The sequence below is a fragment of the Hafnia alvei genome (genome assembly GCF_900095695.1).
GTDB lineage: Bacteria > Pseudomonadota > Gammaproteobacteria > Enterobacterales > Enterobacteriaceae > Hafnia > Hafnia alvei_B.
This window is the reverse complement of the sequence record NZ_FMIQ01000072.1, coordinates 40,721-60,980: the sequence shown is the minus strand read 5'-3', so window position 1 is coordinate 60,980 and position 20,260 is coordinate 40,721. Positions and strand designations below refer to the sequence as shown.

Here is a 20,260-nt window from a genome sequence, read left to right as displayed (position 1 = left end):
CAAGGCTTTTGCTAAAGATGAAAATTAGTCAGTGCATAGGATGACAGATGAGAAAAAAAGCCATGGCGAGAATAAAGGGGGGAAATTTAGGTTTATTGCGGGATCGTTTGGGGTTACTCCTCCCCTTGTTCGGGGAGGAGATAAAACGCAGGAGGCACCGTGCGAGAGGTTAGCAATCAACCACTTTGGTTAAATCGCTCTTATCTGCATCTGCGCTATCTTGAGCAAAGAAATCCAAGTTGAAATAGGTGTCTTCGGTCAGCAGTTCGACTTTATGCCAGTACTGCGGCGGCGAAACGCCGAACTGTCCAGCATTGATAGTGACTTCAATCTCTGGAGTTTGTGCCTGTTCGTTGGCAAAACCATAATATTTGACCGCGCCCTGCATCACGGAGAGTCGGCCATACACACCGGCTTTGGTGTTGTGATGGCTTAGCAACGCCGCAGGTACAGTCTGGCGATTGAAGAACGGTGTGCTACGAGTTACATGATAGTTTGCTGGGATCTTGAACATAGTCTTCACCTTTTCACTTTATATTGAGAGCTGACGCAGCAGCGCCAAGCCTTGCATTTGTGCGGTGCCGCCCGCGATATAACCCACTAATTTTTCGTCGCGATAAGCTTTTGCCAATAGGCTGTTGGCATCCTGTTCTATCTGCCAATCAACGTCGGCAGCCCGTGTTTCCCCCGCTAGCTGTAGCGGGTAACGCGGCGTTTTTACATTAACCGGCATCACCGGCAGCGTGACGTGAGTCGGTTCACCCGCGATCGTTTTTGCCAACGCCGCGGCACACTGCGAAATCGGCTGTAAGAACGGCCATAAGCGACCCTCGATCTGCGCCACATCACCCAAGGCGTAAATATAGGGATCGGAGGTGCGAAGCTGGTTATCAACCACGATGCCTCGTTCGACGTTCAGCCCCGCCTGTGCAGCAAGCTCGCTGTTAGGGCGTAGCCCCGCGGCGCAAATAACATGGTCGAATTCGCGAGCTTCTCCGTGGGTGAAAGTAGCCCGCACGCCGTGAGGCAGACGCTGTAGCATCTCCAACGTATTGTTTAGCAACAGCTCACAAGATAGCGCCTGTAACGTTTCTGCCAGTCGCTGCTCGGCAAACTCTGGCAAAAGGCTCGCCAGAAGCTGTGCGGAAGGATCGCATACACTGACCTGTTTACCCGCCACGGCAAGATCGTGCGCAATTTCAGTGCCGATCAAACCGCCGCCGAGCACCAAAACTCGCTCGCCCTGCATCATTCGTTCACGCAGGTGGCGATACTCTTGCAGGCTGTTGAGCGTTTTGATGTCATCACTTGCATCTCCCGCTACCGGAGGAACAAAAGCGCGAGCCCCCGTGGCTAAGACCAGTTTGCTGTAGGCTAAAGTGCGTCCATTGACCACAATCGTTTGTTCTACGGGGTGGATCGCCTCTACGCGCTGTTCAGTGAGCAGCATCATTTTCAGTTCTTGGCGCAGTTCCTGAGCCGTTTTACGCGTCAGCTGCTCTGCGCTTTGTTGCTGGCTAAAGGCATGGCTTAGCTGTGGTTTGGCGTAATCCACGCCGTCATCGGCGCAGATCATCACTAACCCTGAGGTCGGCTGCAGACGGCGCAGGTTACGCGCCAGCTGCAGCCCGGCATGACCACTGCCAACAATAATGACAGGATGATTCTCAGCCATAATATGTTCCTCAGTCGGCAGGATAGAAGTCGTCTTTGCCCATCAGGCACACCGGGCAGAGGAAGCTGTCTGGCACGTCTTCCCATGCGGTACCTGCCGGAACCCCCTGATTTGGCTCACCGAGTTCAGGATCGTAAACCCATGAACAGGTGCGGCAGATCCATTTACCTGAAGAGGATTTTTCTGCGCCTGCACAGCCGCTGTCACAACATGCCGGAGCGCCAAGCTGACGGGCAAATTCAGCGCCGAAGGCTTCGCACTGAGCAACCGCATCCTCGGTCGGTTTCCACTCTGCTTTGATGCCGCGCATCATCATGAATCCACAATCTTGCAGACGTGAAGAGATACGGTCGACGGCACCACCGCTCCAGCCGTGGCTACCAAACGCCGCCGCGGCTTTGCCGGTAAAGCGCAAGCCCTGCATCTCTTCTAATAACCCTGCCACCTGCGGCAGCATTACGTTATTGACCGTTGGAGAACCGACTAAAATGCCCTTGGATTTGAACACTTCGGTCAGTACGTCATTCTTATCTGAGTTTGCCAGATTGAACTGTTTGACCACCACGCTAGGATCGGCCAGATGGATACCGCGAGCAATCGCCTCCGACATGGTGCGCGTGCCGTTCCACATGGTGTCGTAGATCAGGGTAATTTGGTTTTCCTGATAGCTGTCTGCCCATTTGAGATAGTTTTCAACGATCTGCGCCGGACTATCGCGCCAGATAATGCCGTGCGAAGTGCAGATCATATCGAGCGGCAAATTCAGTGATAATACTTCTTCAATCTTTTTCGTGACCAGTTTGCTGAACGGCGTCAGGATGTTGGCGTAGTACTTGATGCATTCGTTATACAGTTCGTTTTGGTCAATTTCGTCGTTGAACAAACAGGCGCTGGCAAGATGCTGACCAAAAGCGTCGTTGCTAAACAGCAGCGCATCTTCCGTCATGTACGTCATCATGCTGTCTGGCCAATGCGGCATTGGCGCTTCAACGAACACTAATTTTTTGCCGTTGCCGATATCAATAGAGTCACCGGTTTTTACCACGCGGAAATTCCAATCTTGGTGGTAATGACCTTTGATGGAGTTCACCCCATTGGCGGTGCAGTAAATTGGGGTGTTCGGAATTTTGGCCATCAGCGCAGGCAATGCGCCGCTGTGGTCGCTTTCTGCGTGGTTGGCAATGATGAAATCAATTTTGTCTAAATCGATTTCGCGCTCTAAATTCGCCACAAACTCGGCGGCGTAAGGCGTCCAGACGGTATCGATCAGAACGTTCTTTTCTTCTTTAATCAGATAGCTGTTGTAGCTAGAGCCTTTGTGAGTCGAGTATTCGCTGCCGTGAAATTCGCGCAGTTCCCAGTCTTGTTTACCCACCCAGTAGACGTTGTTTTTTACCTGAATAGCCATGACCCACTCCTGATTCTTGTTCTTTTTTAAATATGCATTTCAAATGCGCCTTTGCAATTATAGTATTTAATATGCATTTCAAATGCAACTTAAAGGGTGCACTTTTTCTTGGGGTAACCCTTGAGGAGTATCCGCGAGTTTTAGCGGTGAAAACAAAAAACGCCAGCAAGATGCTGGCGTTCGAGTTGTGAGTTTAGGCTCTTATCTCATTAATATTTAAACTAAACCTTCTGGAACAGTCCCTCACCTAGATAGTGGTTTTTATCTTTCACTCCCGGCAGAACAAAGAAGTATCCACCGCCGATCGGTTTGATGTACTCCTCTAACGCTTCGCCGTTCAGGCGTTTTTGCACGGTAATAAAGCCTTTATCCAGATCGTGTTGATAGCACACAAACAACAATCCCATATCCAGTTGACCGGAGTTAGATACGCCCTGCGAATAGCTGTAGCCACGACGCATCATTAAGCTACTGTGCGTTTCTTTTGTTCGAGGGTTAGCCAGACGAATATGTGCATCCAGAGGGATCACTTTTCCTTCAGGATCCTGCGTGTAATCAGGTTCATCGTGTTCATGCGCCATGCCGAGTGGTGCACCGCTGGCTTTATCACGACCAAAAATGGTTTGCTGCTCTTGCAGCGGTGTGCGATCCCAAAACTCCACGCGGAAACGAATAATACGTACCGCCTGATAGCTGCCGCCCACCGCCCATGCGGGCTCTTTTTGATCGGCGGTGGCCCACACGATGTCGTTCATCAGAGGCTTGTCATCGGCGTTTGGGTTCGCCGTTCCATCTTTAAAACCCAGAAGATTGATCGGCGTTTCTTTGCCATGGCTTTGCGCCGCATGGGTTGAGATAAAACCTTCTCGCCGCCAGCGCACGCTGAGTAAGTCGGGCGTGTATTTGATAATATCTCGTAGCGCGTGGATCACGCTGTCGTTGCTGTTGCTGCAAATTTGTAGCAACAGGTCGCCGTGGCAGATCGCCGCGTCCAGCGAGTCATTAGGGAAACGCGTCATTTTTTGCAACTGAAGCGGCTTCAGCGCAGCCAAGCCGAAACGCTGATCGAACAGCGAATCCCCGACTGACACGGTAATCGTCAAATTATCAGGATAAATTTCTGGCCCCATAATGCCGGAGTCCATCGGTGGCAATTTGGCATCTGCGTGCGGCGCTTCTCCGCCGTGCGTCAAAAAGGCAATCCGCTCGGTGAGCAATTTCATTAAGCGCTGTAAATCTTCAGCATTCGTCGCGAGCACGTCAAAGGCCACCAGCATGGCCGAAGCCTGCTGCGGCGTCAGTACGCCGGACTGATGTTCCCCATAGAAGGGCTGTTTCTGCCAGCGCGCATTCTCGGGGGATTTATCCGTCGCCAGCGGTTTGGTGCCGGTATCTGCTTTTACTGCTCCACCTAATACCAAGGCGCCGCTTAACGCGCCGGCGCCTAACAGTAAACGGCGGCGGGAAGGCATTTCTGCCTCCCCTGTCAGCCCGGTGATCGGGCATCCTTTACCACTCATTTCTCTAACCCCAGTATTTCGAATTCCAGTTTTGTGCAACTAGCGTTCTAAGCGCATCGAGGATCTTAATCGAGCCCTAACACACCGCGCAGCTGTGCCAAATCTTCTGCCAGCGCAGTGATCGGCCCTTTCATCGCATTGCGATCTGCGGTGGTGAGTTTTTCGTAAGACTCATAGCCGTCTTTGGTGCGGTATTTGTCTAAAATGGAATCGACTGTTTTAAAGTTGGCGTCAATTTTGGCGAGCAGCTGAGGATTCGCTTTTTCCAACATCGGACGCAGCAGATTCACAATCTTTTGCGCACCATCGACGTTGGCACGGAAATCCCACAGATCGGTGCGGCTGTAGCGATCTTCTTCACCGCTAATTTTGCTTGCCGCCACTTCTTCGATTAGACCTGCCGCGCCACCGACAACTTTGCTTGGGGCAAAGGTGAGCGTCGTCACGCGGTTTTGTAGTTCGAGCACGTCCTTCATCAGACGATCCGCATAACCGTCCATTCCTTTGGTGGTTTTGTCACCAAACAACACTTTTTCTAGACGGTGGAAGCCGGTGAAATTAGGATCTTGAGCCTTTTGTTCGTAGTCGTCTTCACGCGCATCGATGCTGCCATCGAGATCGGAGAACAATTCTGCGATCGGTTCGATGCGCTCATAATGCTGACGCGTTGGGGCATAAAGTTTTTGTGCCGTTGCCAGATCGCCTTTTTTCACCGCATCGGTGAAGGCTTTAGTCTGCTCAACCAGCTGTTTAACTTCTTGTATGACATAAATTTTGTATTCTGCAATCGGTCCTACCAGCGCCATTGCGTCAGTCTTCGCCGCGGCTGCACCGTCAGCGGCTTGAACAATAATTTTTCCTTTCGGATTGCTGAGCAGCCCGCAGGTCATATCGTATTCACCCGCTTCAAGGGTTGCCGTCATTTTTTGGGTAAATCCAGGGGCGATGTTTTCACGCTCTTCTACCACCATGACGCCTTTAAGGATTTCCCATTCCAGACCTTTTTGGCTGTTGTTATGCACGATGAACTGGGTTTTTCCGGCAGGAATAGTGAGCGTCATCGGCTCACACTGTTTGTCATTGACCGCGATTTTCACCTGCGGCAATGCGTCGGCGGCAAGCGCCGCGGTCGCAGGTAAAGTCAGTAAAGCCAAAGACAGCGCGGTGCGGCGAAAAGTCGTGCTAGACATAGAAATAACTCCCTGAAAAATAGGATAATAGTATTGAAAACTCATTAACGTGAATGACCCGCTTTACCGTTCACCGCCGCAACATCTGCGCGCTGTGGCATGAAGAAGAAAATCAGTGCGGGGATCAGATACAGGAAATAGACCAACACTTCGCTCACCGAAGGAGCTTCTTGATAGCCTAAAATGCCTTCTAAAAAGGTTCCTAACAGTGAATGGGTTGAAAGCACGTCGGTGAGATTGAAGGCGATATCTTGCAGATAATTCCATAGCCCAGCCTCATGGAAAGCGCGGATAGCGCCTGCGGCGAGGCCTGCAGCAACAAACAGAATGAAGAGGCTGGTCCATTTAAAGAACTTAGCCAAGTGCAGTTTCACTCCACCCCAATAGATCATCATGCCAACGAGAATGGCGCAGACCAGCCCCAACACCGCGCCGATGGGCGCCTGAATGCCAACGTCTTGCTGGAATGCCGCCAATAGGAAGAAGACCGACTCTAGCCCCTCTCGCGCCACGGCAAAAAACACCATCGCCACCAGCGCCCAACCCTGCCCTTTACCTGCGCTGAGTGCGTTATCAATCGCCCCTTCGAGATGTGTTTTTACCGAGCGGGAAACTTTGCGCATCCAGAACACCATGTAGGTCAGAATGCATACCGCGACCACGGCAACCAGTCCTTCGAACAGTTCTTGCTGCTTTTGCGGGAATTCGCCGGTAGTTTCATTGATGAAGATACCCAATCCCAAACAGAGCGCAGCGGCGAGGATTACACCAATCCAGACAACGCCCAACCACTGCGAACGCTGAGTTCTCTTTAAATAACTGGCGATAAGGCTGACGATCAGCGCTGCCTCAAGGCCTTCGCGGAACATGATGAGGAATGGAACAAACATGTTTTTCTCTCTTGCCTGCGCAGGTTGCGCATGTAAAGAACCGTAAGAATAATGATACCGATTATCATTACGGTTAATAAAAAAACAAGCGTTCACCTCATATTATTTGTGAATTAAAGTGTGGCCAGTTGTTACTTTCTGGTATTTGAAATGAAAATAACTCTTAAAAACAAAGCAATGAGTTTTTAAAGTAAAATTTTTTGTGGCATCAGAAAAATTATTCGAGTGAAGAAATAGGCATCCACACTATCGGAGAGTTATTCACGGAGAGTTATTCACGAAGAGTTATTCAATTTTTATCACCATAGGCATCGGTTCTTTTCACTATTTATCTGGGCTAGCTTGGTCTATTTTATAAAGCATACTTTATTTGAATATCTGAACATTCAATAAGATAAACGGATTCTGTTTGTTATTTAACCCGATTTATTGAGGAGAGAAGCATGAGTTTTTCAGTGGGTGATAGCGTACAAAAAACCAGCGGCGGCCCGCGTATGACGGTTGTCGCGGTGAGTGGCGATGATATTACCTGTTCTTGGAATGAACTAGGAAACGAAAAACAGGAAAATATAGCGGCTTCCCATCTGGCGCTCTACCAAGAAGACGGTGATTTTGGCGTTTGCTAAATATCGCTGATATCTTCATCTCACCACACCACACCAATGATTTAACGCCGCATTGATAATCAAAGCGGCGTTTTTTTATCAAAAAATATTATTCACTTTGGTGGCATTCCGCGATTTTTACTCACTGAGCTTTCATCATTTTAAGCCTTGATGGCTTAAGGCTATCTTAAGTTTGGCTCGCTAATCTGCCCCACAATAAAGCGGTTTTATTTATTACGCTTAATTCTTGGCCACTATTTCATCAAACATGGTCATTTAACGGTTTTTGGGGAGCGTTTACCTTGCAGCGAAAGGCGTTGAGAGTCAGTTTTTTATCACTGACCATTATTTTGGCAGTTTACTTCACTCTCGTAGTTAACCTACCGATTCTACTGCATTTTTATCGGATACTGACTTCGTTAGATAACTATAAGCTCGGCTTTGCATTTTCAATTCCACTGGTGCTGATTGCCGCGCTGAACTTTGTTTTTACACCGTTCACGTTTAAGCCAATTTTCAAGCCTTTCTTTTGCCTCATTCTGGTGGTTAGCGCCTTTGCTAGCTATGCGCAATTGAAATACGAGATCATTTTCGATCGTTCAATGATTGAAAATATTTTTGAAACCAACCCCGCTGAAGCCTCGTCTTACTATAATTTCTCGGTGGTATTGTGGGTGCTGTTCACCGGCATTCTGCCCTGCGTGATATTAATGCGAACACAGATTATCTATGCGCACGGTTTTCTCGCCCGCTTTGGGCTGCGTTTAGTTTCTATGCTGGTCTCGCTTTTAATTATTGCCTTGGTCGCTAGCCTCTATTACCAAGACTACGCCTCCGTTGGGCGTAATAACCGCACGCTAAATTTGGAGATTGTGCCAACTAACTATCTCTATAGCGCTTCGCAATACATAAATCGCCGCTATATGACCAAGCCGATTCCGTTCCGTAAGATCGGTGACGATGCAAAACTAGTGCAAAAAACGGGCAGCAAACCAACGCTGGTCTTTTTAATCGTGGGTGAAACCGCTCGCCATCAAAACCAGCAGCTTCAGGGATATGCGCGCCCAACCAATCCCTATACCAGCCAAGAACCCGATCTGATTTATTTCTCTAAGGTCAGCTCATGCGGCACAGCGACCGCCGTTTCGGTGCCTTGTATGTTCTCGAATATGCCACGTACGCACTTTGACAATAACATTGCGCGCAACAGCGAAGGATTGATGGATATCCTGCAAAAAGCAGGCGTGTCTACTTACTGGAAAGACAATGATGAAGGCTGCAAAGGCGCCTGCGATCGCATTCCGACACAGATAGTGCCAACGAATAGCGACAAAAATCTTTGCGATGGAGAAACCTGCTACGACGCCGTGCTATTAAACGATTTGGATAAACTTATTCCGAATGACGGGAAAAATAAAACGCTAGCCTTTCATCTTATCGGCAGCCATGGTCCAACCTACTACAAACGCTATCCTAAAGAGTTTCGTTTCTTTGTACCGGACTGCCAGCGCAGCGATATTGAAAACTGCACCCAACAGGAATTAGTCAATACCTATGATAACACCATCAGGTATACCGATTATGTTGTCAGCCAGTTCATTCAACGGCTTAAGGGATATGAAAAAGACTATAACGTCGCACTGTATTATGTGTCTGATCACGGTGAATCGTTAGGCGAAGACGGTCTGTATTTGCATGGCACGCCTTATAAGTTTGCACCCGATGAGCAAACAAAAGTCCCAATGGAAATGTGGCTATCGGATGGTTTTGTTCAGGCCAATGGGATAGATCGTGATTGTGTCGCCAAGCTTGCCAAGACGAACGACTATTCACACGACAACCTGTTCCATACCATGCTGGCAATGATGAATGTTCAAACCAAGGAATACGATCCTAGTTTGGATATCCTTAAAACCTGCCGGACAGTCAAACCGTGATGACACCATGAATAAGATGATTGTTATCACAATTTGAGCCATTAGCAGAGCCACGGATACATCGTGGCTTTTCTATTTGAATTAAATTACTCATAACAAATACACCACATCTCTGCTGTTAAATGAGCAGAGAAAAATCCGGCAATAAAACTTCCGCCATAATACCCTCGCCACTATAAGCAATTAATCTCCAGCGGAATAATTTCTTCCGCTGAATACCAGAGTGAATGAATACTCCCTCACTTCAAATTTGTTTTTATATTGTAAATTATTAGTTTAATTGAAAAAATAGATAATAAATGTAACAATTAAGGCATTCAGAGAATATACAGCTCTACTGTAATCTACAGATATCATTCTCCCACACGTTTTAATGTATGCGGTGAAATTATATTCTTACATTAACTCTAACCGACTAATGCGAACTCGCGATGGCTTTTAAATTCAGATCAGACTTGAGAAAACAAATAACGGCGTTTATTGTCACTCTGCTTTTTTTCCCCATCGCTCGCAGTATCTCTCCGCATGCCGTTATCTATTACGAGAATGTTCATTTAGCCTATTTACCCGTCAGTTTGGCGACGGCAATGATCCTGCTGTTTGGGCGAAACGTATTAATTCCGCTGACGGCCGCGTACTGTATCAGCTATCTGATGATCCCCTTCTTCACGCCCTCATCGGCAGTGGTGATGACCTTGAGTATCGTCATCCCTCTGGCTGGCTGTTCATGGATCGTTGAGATGATTTTGGGCAAACGCTGGCGCTATAACATCGGCAATAAAGGGATCGGCGTCCGTCTATTTTGGTTGGGATTAATAGCCCCCTTCTGGATGAAAGTCATGATTGTGGCTTCCGGCACGCTCATTGATGCACCCCCAACGCTCGAGCGCTACTTTAGTCTGAGTGCTGATATCTATACGCTAATTAATATTCAAAATCTGATCATCGCAGCGGTTATTTTTAGCGTTATATTCTATTACGGCATAAGAATGTTGCTAAATTGGCGCTATGCCCGAACCTTTTTCTTATTTGACCTAAAGTCGGCCGTGAGCAATGAAGGTCGCCTAATCAATATCTGTTGGTTCGCGTTACTTGCTCTATTCTTGATTATATTTTGCCTACCCTTCAACACCGTATTGTTTTCAGGGTTTGTTGCCCCAGCCATATTTGTTCATTTCAACTACGGCATCAAACGTTTGAGCACCCGTTTGATTATTATGCTGTGGTCGTTTACCGCCCTTATGCTACTGACCTACAGCAAAAGCTTTTTACACATCGCCAATAATGCCTTTGAGCTGACCTTTATCTCCTCGGTATTTATCGCCTTCACCGTTTCTATTTTTTATCTGTCGATGATGTTTAAGAAAAGTGACTGGATGCAGAAAGTCTACGCGCTAATGGCATTAACCGATCCCATGACGAAGCTACCCAATTTGCGTGCGCTTGAGCACCATGTCCGCGCTCATCCGAAGGGCGTGCTATGTCATCTACATCTTTCAAGTCTTGAGCTACTGAGTCGCCATTATGGACTTCGCATGCGGATCCATTGTAAACAAAGCATTGCTACCATAATCAATAACCATCTGGGCAGCGGTGAGCATGTATATCAATTGCCTAGCTGCGATTTGCTCATTTTTCTGTGCGGTAGCGAATACGAGAATATTCCCCGCTTAAATGCACTCCGCCAGAAGCTTAAGGAATATCCGCTAAGCTGGAACAATATTCAGGTCGAACTGCACTATGGTTTATCTTATGGCGAATTCAATCGAGAGGCAGATAACCTTCACCGCTGTATTGGCCAGCTAAGTTATCTGTGTGAAAAAGCCTGCCAAGAGGATCGCCTGCTATGCCTCAATGAGGGGAATCAGGTCGTCGCGAGTCAGGTGTCAGACCGGGTCGTATTGCTGCAAAAAATCAAAAATGCCCTTAATGAAAATAACATCGTGCTGCATGCTCAGCCGATTGAGCATAAAAATGGTACCCGCTATTACGAGATTTTAGCGCGCCTAAAAGATAACAATGACATTATTACGCCAGATAAATTTATTCCTTTGATCGCAGAATTTAACCTTAGCCCACGCTTCGATCTGCTGATGGTAGAGAACGTAGTCAAATACATACGAGCGCAAAACCTAGATACGGAAGAAATATGTTTCTCCGTTAATCTGATGCCTCTATCGTTAATGCAGCACGGGATTGCCGAGCGCATTATTGCTATATTTGAGCAGCACCAAGTCCCCCCTTCCGCCGTTGTTTTTGAAGTAACCGAAGAGCAAGGCTTCATCAATGCGGCCGCTGCCCACCACTGCATCAGCACGCTACGCGACTATCATTTTCAAATTGCCATTGACGACTTTGGCACTGGATTTGCCAACTACGAACGATTAAAAAAGTTGAATGCCGACATCATCAAAATCGATGGTTACTTCGTCAAAAACATTACTAGTAACCGCGTTGATCAGATGATCATTAAATCTATCTGCGAAATTGCCGGTGAGATGAAGCTAAAAGTCGTCGCGGAATATGTGGAAACACCAGAACAGCGCGATGTATTAATTACATTGGGCGTAGAGTATCTGCAGGGATACCTTTTAGGTAAACCGGAGCCTTTAGTTCTCGCGTAGCCAACGTATTGATTTATTTATGCAAGCGAGCAACAAGCGTGGGCTTAATCACAGACTCATTGGAAAAAAAATGATTATCTACGCGCTGAGTTTACTGTTTTATCCTTACGCTTTTTCATGATAAAACAGTGGTGAATAACCCATCATGTTGCGAGCATTCTAATGATTAAGTGGCCTTGGAACGCAGGTGAGAATCGCCCTCTTGCCAATTATCCCTGGGAAGACGCGTTAGCTATTCCTCTGCTTGCAACGCTCACACCCGCCGAATCGCATAAACTCACGCTGATTGCCTCGAAGTTCTTGCAGGTGAAACGCATCGTCCCATTACAAGACCTGTGCCTTTCTCCTCTGTTTGAGGCTCGTATCGCTTTACTCTTTTCACTGCCGGTACTCGAACTTGGCATTGACTGGCTTGATGGGTTTCATGAAATTCTGCTCTATCCAGAGCCTTTTATTTTTCATGAAGAATGGCAAGATGACATCGGCTTAGTTCATACCGGCCCAATGGTGCAAGCAGGACAATGTTCGGCGCAGGGACCGGTTATCTTGAATTTGATGGATGTGAAAGACTCTTTCGACCTGTCTGGCTACAACCTTATCATTCATGAGACGGCACATAAGCTCGACATGCGTAACGCCGGCGTCGCTACCGGCATTCCGCCGATTGCGCTTAAAGATGTTGCGCAGTGGGAATATGACCTACAGGCGGCCATGAACTCCATTCAAGATGAAGTCGACGTTGTCGGTGAGGCGGCCACCAGCCTTGATGCTTATGCAGCAAGCGAACCGGCAGAATGCTTTGCCGTGCTTTCTGAATACTTTTTTAGCGCACCTGAACTGCTCTACGGGCGTTTTCCCGCCATGTATGCGCATTTTGTTAAATTCTATCAACAAGATCCACTTGCTCGGCAGCAGCACGCGCAGGCAAGCGATCTGTCTGCCATGAATGCTAGATAGCGATTCGCGCGGTTCCCTCATTGACCAAAATAGTGCGTTTGAAGTGTCGTTGGGAAAATTCAGGATCGTGACTTATCGCTAACACAGTTGTTCCTTGCTCACGCCGTTTCTTCAACCAAGCGTCAAAAACCCCCATCCAATACGGATCAAAATCTCGGCTCGGCTCGTCTAAAAGTAGTAAGGGCGACTGCATAGCACATAGGCACGCAACGGCGACCATACGGCGCTGTCCACTGTGTAAATCGAGCGGGTGTTTATTCGCAACGGCAATTAGCCCACATGTCTCGAGGGCATTCTGTGCTCGCGCCTCAATCAGTGCCGATGGCAAACGCTGTAATCGTAGCCCAAACCGGATTTCATCGAGTACTGAACTATGGAACAACTGGCGTTCAACTTCCTGAAACAGAAAACCAATCTGGGCGGCTTTTTCTAGCGATTTCATCTGTGCAAGATCTACGCCGTCCAAATAGACACTCCCACGACTCGGTTTGAGCAAACCCGCTGCCAGTCGCAGAAGCGTCGATTTTCCGGCACCGTTTTCTCCGGTAATCACCCATTGCTCACCACGTTTGATATGCAGATTTACGCCTTGAAGGCAGTCCTTTTCTGCCTCCCAGCTAAACCCCATATTTTCTATGTTTAGCATGGCTGACAGCCTCGCATAAAAGGAGAAAACACCAGTGTGACATCATTAAGATTCTGAGTTTCTTGCAGCAGCGCCGTTTTCAATTGTTCAGGTAATACGACTTGTTGCACTAATGACGACGGAAGGATCTCATCAAAAAAGCTCGTACTTCCTTCTTTCAGCAGTACACGCTGCGGGCAATAATCTGCCGCAGGGAAAAGACGATGTTCAAGCATAACCACCGAGCACTGCAGCTCTTGCGTATAGCATTGAATAGCATCAAGCGCTTGATAGGTCGCCTCTTGGCTTAATCGCCCCAACGCCTGATCCAGTACTAATAATTTTGGATGCATGACCAGAGCACAGGCGAGTAATACCCGCTGCGCTTCACCTCCCGATAGCGTCTGGGGGTTGCGTAAGCGCAGGTGCAGGCAATTGAAACGCGTCAGGGCAGTTTCAACTCGCGTCATTATTTCAGCGGCAGGCAGCGCTAAATTCTGTGGCCCAAATGCAATTTCGTCTTCAACGGTAAAACAACAACCGGAAAACTGTAAATAGGGCGACTGCTGAACCCATTGGCGGGTATATTTCACTTCATGCTCGTGCAAAATGTTGCAACCCAACACCTCGCCCTGGCCTTGAATATGCCGCAATGCGTTTTCTTCAAGGGCTCCAACCAAAAATTTAGCCAGCAGGCTTTTTCCTGAACCATTCCCACCGAGAATGGCAAGCCAGTGCCCTTCTTCCAGCGTCAGGATTATTGGCCCTAGCTGAAAAACGCCATGCACATCCACCACTAACCGATCGATATCGAGTGATAAAGCCAAAACGCACCTCCTTCAACCAGCAAACAACAGAGTAAAACAGCGCGCAAAAATGGCTCCCAGCGATGTTCGAAGATGGGTTTAAGAACGGTGCGATGTGGATAGAGACGAAATGCCCGCGCATCTAACCCAGCACTTCGCGTGGTTAAATCATTGAGACTTTGCAGTAGTAGAGGTGAAAGCAACGGTACGATCGTTTTCAATCGCTGAATAAGGGTGCCATCAAAACTCACGCCACGCGCGCTTTGTGCTTCTTTAATCGCGGCTAATTGCTGTTTAAGTTGCTCTTTTAGCAGTAGAGGGCCAGCGCACAAATAAGCGATGCCGACAGGTAAGCGACTAGATAATAAAGCAGCAACAAAGCGCTGAGTTGAGACTGTTTGCAGCCACAGTTGAGCGGCTGCAAAGAAAACGAGCAGACGTAACCACAGTGCAATGGCAAATATGGGAACGGTAAAACTGATTTTGTCACTATGAGAAAACAGCGACTGGAGCCAGTGGCTGTGAACGAGCCACAGCCCTATTCCCATGGGGATCATAAAGGCCATCACCACTTTGATACGCCAGCGTGCCGCAGGCCAGATTATAATAATTGCCACAGGCAACAAGCCCCATCCAACAAGAATTGGCAGAGGTAAAAATAGCGCGCTGACGGAATACCAAAACCAGAGCGCTAGCCATGTAAAAGGATGCATTAACGAATCGGTGCCATATGCGGGAAATTATGGCGCGTGCGCTCAGGCATGCGACGCAGAAGCCCCCATACAATCAGCACCGTTAGAATTTTATCTATAAGATTAACGCCGACAACGGTGAAAGCCACGGACTCTTGCAACCCTTCACCGACAGCATGTAAATAGGCCACCACGAAGTCAGCGCCACTTCCTGTCGCACCGCCAAACAGATAAGTCCGAATAGGCACCGCCACTACCGTTAAGCACAGCGTGATTACCACGCCGGTAATCACGACGCGGCCAAACGATTTAAACCACCCCGCTCGCGCCATCACACCAGCTACGCAGCCAATGACCATGGAAACAGGCGCAAAAGCAGCTGCAATCGGACCGGTTAGAAGTCCCCAGAGCAAATTAGTCACTAGCCCCGTAAATAACGCAACCCAAGGTCCCGCCAGCACTGCGCATAGTACGGTGCCAATCGAATCTAAAAAAAGGGGGAGTTTAAGCATAGAAATCATCTGCCCTGCGATCATATTAATCGCAACACAAATGACGATCAGAACTAAGCTACGACTAGAAAACTGGTATTTCTCTTTCATTTATTCTCGTCCTTAAGAGCGCTGCGGGGCGTGATAGCTAATTCTTCGTAGCCGGATAAAACACAATCCTGACGTGAAAAATCGACATCACACAACTCACCAATGATGAGCTCTAGCGTGGTTCTAACAATATTTCCAGGCATAACATGGCCACCGAACATCCGACCGGTTTCATCGGCAACCGACATATGCAGATGTTCGAATTGGCTATCCAGAGTCCCGCCTAGGGCGATAACTTCAAATGTTCCTTCAATTAAGCTAGTGCGTTCGCACCCGGCGTATCGAAGCGAAACGGTTGAAAGGCTTCCAACCACGGAGGCGATCCAGCCTGCTTTGATGTGATGTGTGGCAATAAACTGCCTTAACTCGGCAATTAACTCTGTTCCCGGCAGAAGTCTGAGGGGGTAGAACTGGCTCGATGAGACTAAATCCTTAGCACGCATAAGTATTCCAGTATGTGATTCAACCGCACAATAGTAAGAAAAATAAAAGGGTTACTTTGCGATAAAGAACAAAGTTTTAGCTTTTTGTGCACTTAATCAGCAATCAGTCTCACTATTTTAATTAGCCGTTGACAGTCACCTCCACGCTCGCTAATATCTGCCCCGTTCAAACGATTCCTCTGTAGTTCAGTCGGTAGAACGGCGGACTGTTAATCCGTATGTCACTGGTTCGAGTCCAGTCAGAGGAGCCATATTTAAGAAGCCTGCTTAGGAAACTAAGCGGGCTTTTTGCTTTTCTGCGTATGCCGTCTGCGTATACCGAAAGAATTTGGTGGTCAGATTTGGGGTCAATCAGGTTCGATAACAGGTTCAGGCAATCTTCAAGGCAGTAACACAGCGCCTACCTTTCACCCAGAAAATAGCATTCCATTAGCGAAGCGCTCGCAGTAGTCGGCTAATGCGGTGAAATCGGTTTGGGCATTAAATGAAAGTGTGAATGGAAAGCTTTCGGACGAATATGCTTGGGTGAGGATAGTAGCCATTTGGCAACCTTCAGTCGGATTTCATGCTTGAACGTTACCGTTGAATTATTTCTTGCAATGCTTGTGCGCTATTCACCTCGCTGACGTAACTTAATCAAAGTGATGTTGAGAACGCCTGAGAAGGCATTTCCCGCAGAGAGGGCTATTTGTGCGAACAAAGGATCGTGCTCTGCAACAAAACTAAAATGAGATTAAGACAAAAACTCATCATTATGCTTAGAAGATAAGCGAACAGTGCAAAAATAGTAATTTAGGCTTTACAGCCTCGTGAGAGGCCGCTATTATCTGCCTCGTTCAAACGATTCCTCTGTAGTTCAGTCGGTAGAACGGCGGACTGTTAATCCGTATGTCACTGGTTCGAGTCCAGTCAGAGGAGCCAAATTTGAGAAGCCTGCTTAAGGAAACTTAAGCGGGCTTTTTGCTGTTTGCATTCAGCTATGCAATCTATTGATATTTGTTGAGCTACTCGTTTTTTCATCCTGTATGCTTCTACTTTCGTCGGTTTTACGTCTCAGATACTTACAAACTCACAAATGGTGGTAAATCATCCATGTAATCCTAAAAAATCAACATGATGACGATAAATCAATCAAACAAATCACATTTTATGTTTAACACTTTACAGTGGAATACTCCCTCGCTATTATGCGCCTCGTTCACACGATTCCTCTGTAGTTCAGTCGGTAGAACGGCGGACTGTTAATCCGTATGTCACTGGTTCGAGTCCAGTCAGAGGAGCCAAATTCAACGCCTTGCACTTCGAAAGAAATGCGAGGCGTTTTTCATTTCTAGACTTTAAATCTCATTGTGCATAAGACATAGAGTGTCGATTCACTATTGCCTACTCATTGAAGAGATGGGCAATGCTAACTCGCTCTAGTGAGCAAAGACTCCCACAGCCAGCGAGTGGCGAAATCTATCAGTTAGCGACGAGATAATTTTCTTATCCCACTAGAGATTGAGCAACTTGCCAGCCTCGCACATGTCGGGCTCCCCCAGCCATCACTATTTCAGTAAGATCGCTTCTTTTAGCCCTGCCCTTTAGTTTAAAGCGCCGGTGCTTGCATGAAGCTCAGCGGTTGATGTTGGGTGAACATGTTGAGGCACTATCGCTGCATGGCGTCTACTAGATACCAGCGGCAGGCATATTGAATAGTTCAACCATGCTATAACCAGAACCACAGAGTGGATGTTTTTGCGATAACTTGTTAAAAAAGCGGCATTTTGCTGATTTGCTAAGCAATCAACTCGGATAATCGCTTTTGGGCTTTACAAGATTGGGTAAGCTCGCTAATATTCGCCTCGTTCAAACGATTCCTCTGTAGTTCAGTCGGTAGAACGGCGGACTGTTAATCCGTATGTCACTGGTTCGAGTCCAGTCAGAGGAGCCAAATTTGAGAAACCTGCTTAGGAAACTAAGCGGGTTTTTTGCTTTTTATCCCTTGGGTTTTTCGAGCTGCCCCATACGCATATTAAGATTTAACCGCTAGCGAAATTTGTTTAACTTGATTGGAAGGTGAAGCAAGAATTTGCATTTGAAGTGCAGGCAGAGCGAGATGCCCTGCCTGTGGGATAGGGATCTTACTTAGCTTCGCCTTCGCCCAGCGCTTTAAGCTTTTTAGAAAGCTCACGACGCTCTTTAGACAGATCGGCGTTCTTGATGATGTAGTCATCAACACGATCTTCGTAGTTGCCACGCATGTCGGCAATAATCGCCTGAATCGCTTCAACACTCATACCTGGCTTGATGTATTCGCTCAGGTTGTCTAACAGCAATACGCGTTTCTGGTTATCACGGATTTTTTTCTCGTTATCCACGATTTCGCGCTGCAGCTTGTTTTTACGGCGGAACATACGCACAAATTCCAGAACGTTTTGGAAAGTCGGCTTATTCACATTTTCCATCTTGATACCTTTGCTTAAGTAGAAAACTTCAAATCAGGCTGTGACTAACAAGATACCGTTTCACGGCTTCGAGGTATAGCCTCTCACTATTCTTATATTACCCAGTTTAGCCATCCGGCAACATGATAAAAACACCTCAAATAGTGAATAAAGATGACTAAATGCTGAAATTTCGCGCAAACGAGTCAATTTGGGGCGAAAAAAATCCGGGCAAGCCCGGATCTTGATTTCTACGTTCAATGACGCCGAATGTTAGTCTTGCAGCCACTCAGTGTGGAATACACCTTCTTTATCAGTGCGCTTATAGGTGTGCGCTCCAAAGTAATCACGCTGAGCCTGAATCAGGTTAGCCGGCAACACTGCTGAGCGATAGCTATCGTAGTAGGAAATCGCCGCAGAGAACGTAGGCGTTGGGATACCATTCTGTACAGCGTAAGACACCACGTCACGCAGCGCTTGCTGGTACTCATCAGCAATTTTCTTGAAGTACGGAGCCAGCAGCAGGTTTGCAATTGAGGCATCCTGAGCATAAGCGTCAGTGATTTTCTGCAGGAACTGTGCACGAATAATACAGCCGGCGCGGAAAATCTTAGCAATCTCGCCGTAGTTCAGATCCCAGCTGTATTCCTCTGATGCAGCACGCAGCTGAGAGAAGCCCTGCGCGTAAGAAACGATTTTGCCGAGGTACAGCGCACGACGAACTTTCTCAACGAATTCTGCTTTGTCACCGCTAAAGACCTGAGCCTTCGGACCAGACAACACTTTAGATGCCGCAACGCGCTGATCTTTCAGTGAAGAGATATAGCGTGCAAACACGGATTCCGTAATCAGAGACAGTGGTTCGCCCAAATCCAGAGAGCTCTGGCTGGTCCATTTACCGGTGCCTTTGTTAGCCGCTTCGTCCAAGATCACATCTACCAGATATTTACCCTCTTCATCTTTTTTGGTGAAGATATCTTTAGTGATGTCGATCAGGTAGCTGTTCAGTTCGCCTTTATTCCATTCGGTAAAGGTCGTTGCCAGCTCGTCATTAGACAGATTCAGGCCATGTTTCAGCAGAGAATAGGCTTCAGCAATCAGCTGCATATCACCGTATTCGATACCGTTGTGGACCATTTTCACATAGTGACCAGCACCATCAGAACCGATGTAGGTTACGCACGCCTCGCCGTCTTCTGCAACCGCAGCAATTTTCTTCAGGATAGGAGCAACCAGTTCATAGGCATGTTTCTGGCCACCAGGCATGATAGATGGGCCTTTCAGCGCGCCTTCTTCACCACCGGAAACACCGGTACCAATGAAGTTAAAACCTTCAGCAGACAGTTCGCGGTTACGGCGAATAGTGTCTTGGAAGAAGGTATTGCCGCCATCGATCAGAATATCGCCTTTTTCCAGATAAGGCTTCAGGGAATCGATAGTCTTATCAGTAGCTTCACCAGCCTTCACCATCAACAGGATACGACGAGGCTTCTCAAGGGATTCAACGAATTCCTGTACCGTGTAATAAGGTACTAAATTCTTGCCCGGGTTCTCAGCAACGACTTCGTCGGTCTTGTCCGTGGAACGGTTAAAGATGGATACGGTATAACCGCGGCTTTCGATGTTGAGCGCGAGGTTACGCCCCATCACTGCCATACCGACAACGCCGATCTGTTGTTTGGACATTGGAAACTCCTGTCTAAGGGATGATACCTGCGAGGACTCTCCTCACAGCACATGTGTGGCAGCTATGTTAACTCAGCTTGCAGTTAATGGGATAGCGATTGATGCGATAGATGTTTCAAGCGTTCAGAAGGTGTACGCATACGTTTGCTAAAACTGGGAGTTTAAAATATAAAA

Annotated in this window: 17 protein-coding genes and 4 tRNA genes; 8 read left to right on the top strand and 13 right to left on the bottom strand. The window is 47.6% G+C overall.

The window, feature by feature from the left end:
• Window positions 1–169: 169 nt before the first annotated feature.
• From BN1044_RS19880 to efeU, 6 genes are all read right to left on the bottom strand, one after another.
• Window positions 170–514, bottom strand: coding sequence for a TehB family protein (locus tag BN1044_RS19880; RefSeq protein WP_072310135.1), 345 nt, complete (start codon window positions 512–514; stop codon window positions 170–172).
• A gap of 18 nt (window positions 515–532) precedes the next feature.
• Window positions 533–1,675, bottom strand: a complete 1,143-nt coding sequence (gene norW, locus BN1044_RS19875; protein ID WP_072310134.1) for an NADH:flavorubredoxin reductase NorW — start codon at window positions 1,673–1,675, stop codon at window positions 533–535.
• Between the two features lie 10 nt (window positions 1,676–1,685).
• On the bottom strand, window positions 1,686–3,083 hold the full coding sequence (norV, locus tag BN1044_RS19870) for an anaerobic nitric oxide reductase flavorubredoxin (protein WP_072310133.1): 1,398 nt from the start codon (window positions 3,081–3,083) through the stop codon (window positions 1,686–1,688).
• A 221-nt stretch (window positions 3,084–3,304) separates the two neighbouring features.
• Complete coding sequence (gene efeB, locus BN1044_RS19865) at window positions 3,305–4,603, bottom strand: iron uptake transporter deferrochelatase/peroxidase subunit (protein WP_072310132.1); 1,299 nt, start codon at window positions 4,601–4,603, stop codon at window positions 3,305–3,307.
• Between the two features lie 65 nt (window positions 4,604–4,668).
• Entirely contained in the window at window positions 4,669–5,793 is a 1,125-nt protein-coding gene (efeO, locus tag BN1044_RS19860; protein WP_072310131.1) for an iron uptake system protein EfeO, read from the bottom strand.
• A 44-nt stretch (window positions 5,794–5,837) separates the two neighbouring features.
• On the bottom strand, window positions 5,838–6,683 hold the full coding sequence (gene efeU, locus BN1044_RS19855; RefSeq protein ID WP_072310130.1) for an iron uptake transporter permease EfeU: 846 nt from the start codon (window positions 6,681–6,683) through the stop codon (window positions 5,838–5,840).
• 443 nt (window positions 6,684–7,126) lie between these two features.
• Here efeU and BN1044_RS19850 point away from each other — a divergent pair, with 443 nt between their 5' ends.
• The 4 genes from BN1044_RS19850 to mtfA all read left to right on the top strand — a co-directional run bounded on the left by BN1044_RS19850 (window position 7,127) and on the right by mtfA (window position 12,806).
• The gene (locus tag BN1044_RS19850; RefSeq protein ID WP_072310129.1) at window positions 7,127–7,309 is read left to right on the top strand and encodes a YodC family protein; all 183 of its coding nucleotides are present in this window, start codon (window positions 7,127–7,129) and stop codon (window positions 7,307–7,309) included.
• Window positions 7,310–7,590: 281 nt separating this feature from the next.
• Window positions 7,591–9,225 carry a phosphoethanolamine transferase gene (locus BN1044_RS19845; RefSeq protein WP_072310128.1) on the top strand — a complete coding sequence of 545 codons (1,635 nt, stop codon included), beginning with the start codon at window positions 7,591–7,593 and terminating at the stop codon, window positions 9,223–9,225.
• Window positions 9,226–9,680: 455 nt separating this feature from the next.
• On the top strand, window positions 9,681–11,849 hold the full coding sequence (locus tag BN1044_RS19840; RefSeq protein WP_168780260.1) for a sensor domain-containing phosphodiesterase: 2,169 nt from the start codon (window positions 9,681–9,683) through the stop codon (window positions 11,847–11,849).
• A 162-nt stretch (window positions 11,850–12,011) separates the two neighbouring features.
• On the top strand, window positions 12,012–12,806 hold the full coding sequence (mtfA, locus tag BN1044_RS19835) for a DgsA anti-repressor MtfA (protein WP_072310126.1): 795 nt from the start codon (window positions 12,012–12,014) through the stop codon (window positions 12,804–12,806).
• On the opposite strand, the gene BN1044_RS19830 is transcribed toward mtfA, so the two are convergent.
• The 5 genes from BN1044_RS19830 to BN1044_RS19810 all read right to left on the bottom strand — a co-directional run bounded on the left by BN1044_RS19830 (window position 12,799) and on the right by BN1044_RS19810 (window position 15,974).
• Window positions 12,799–13,452, bottom strand: coding sequence for an ABC transporter ATP-binding protein (locus tag BN1044_RS19830; protein WP_072310125.1), 654 nt, complete (start codon window positions 13,450–13,452; stop codon window positions 12,799–12,801). The two genes, mtfA and BN1044_RS19830, sit on opposite strands and share 8 nt — an antisense overlap.
• Entirely contained in the window at window positions 13,446–14,258 is an 813-nt protein-coding gene (locus BN1044_RS19825) for an energy-coupling factor ABC transporter ATP-binding protein (protein ID WP_247650302.1), read from the bottom strand. The genes BN1044_RS19830 and BN1044_RS19825 overlap by 7 nt, the downstream gene beginning before the upstream one ends.
• Window positions 14,228–14,854, bottom strand: a complete 627-nt coding sequence (locus BN1044_RS19820; protein WP_254663942.1) for an energy-coupling factor transporter transmembrane component T — start codon at window positions 14,852–14,854, stop codon at window positions 14,228–14,230. Before BN1044_RS19820 ends, BN1044_RS19825 begins: the two co-directional genes overlap by 31 nt.
• Before the next feature lie 95 nt (window positions 14,855–14,949).
• Window positions 14,950–15,531: an ECF transporter S component gene (locus tag BN1044_RS19815; RefSeq protein ID WP_072310123.1), complete on the bottom strand. Its 582-nt coding sequence runs from the start codon at window positions 15,529–15,531 to the stop codon at window positions 14,950–14,952.
• Window positions 15,528–15,974 carry a PPC domain-containing DNA-binding protein gene (locus BN1044_RS19810; protein ID WP_072310122.1) on the bottom strand — a complete coding sequence of 149 codons (447 nt, stop codon included), beginning with the start codon at window positions 15,972–15,974 and terminating at the stop codon, window positions 15,528–15,530. The genes BN1044_RS19815 and BN1044_RS19810 overlap by 4 nt, the downstream gene beginning before the upstream one ends.
• Before the next feature lie 175 nt (window positions 15,975–16,149).
• Here BN1044_RS19810 and BN1044_RS19805 point away from each other — a divergent pair.
• From BN1044_RS19805 to BN1044_RS19790, 4 genes are all read left to right on the top strand, one after another.
• Window positions 16,150–16,225 (top strand) — tRNA-Asn (locus BN1044_RS19805).
• A 594-nt stretch (window positions 16,226–16,819) separates the two neighbouring features.
• Window positions 16,820–16,895, top strand: a tRNA-Asn gene (locus BN1044_RS19800).
• A gap of 286 nt (window positions 16,896–17,181) precedes the next feature.
• Window positions 17,182–17,257, top strand: a tRNA-Asn gene (locus BN1044_RS19795).
• 574 nt (window positions 17,258–17,831) lie between these two features.
• A tRNA-Asn gene (locus BN1044_RS19790) sits at window positions 17,832–17,907 on the top strand.
• Between the two features lie 190 nt (window positions 17,908–18,097).
• Here the strand turns inward: BN1044_RS19790 and tmaR are convergent.
• Window positions 18,098–18,421 (bottom strand): PTS system regulator TmaR, encoded by a 324-nt coding sequence (gene tmaR / locus BN1044_RS19785; RefSeq protein ID WP_025798203.1) that lies wholly within the window; start codon window positions 18,419–18,421, stop codon window positions 18,098–18,100.
• Window positions 18,422–18,673: 252 nt separating this feature from the next.
• A complete protein-coding gene (gene gndA / locus BN1044_RS19780) occupies window positions 18,674–20,086 on the bottom strand; it encodes an NADP-dependent phosphogluconate dehydrogenase (RefSeq protein ID WP_072310121.1) in 1,413 nt (470 codons plus the stop codon).
• Between the last annotated feature and the right edge of the window lie 174 nt (window positions 20,087–20,260).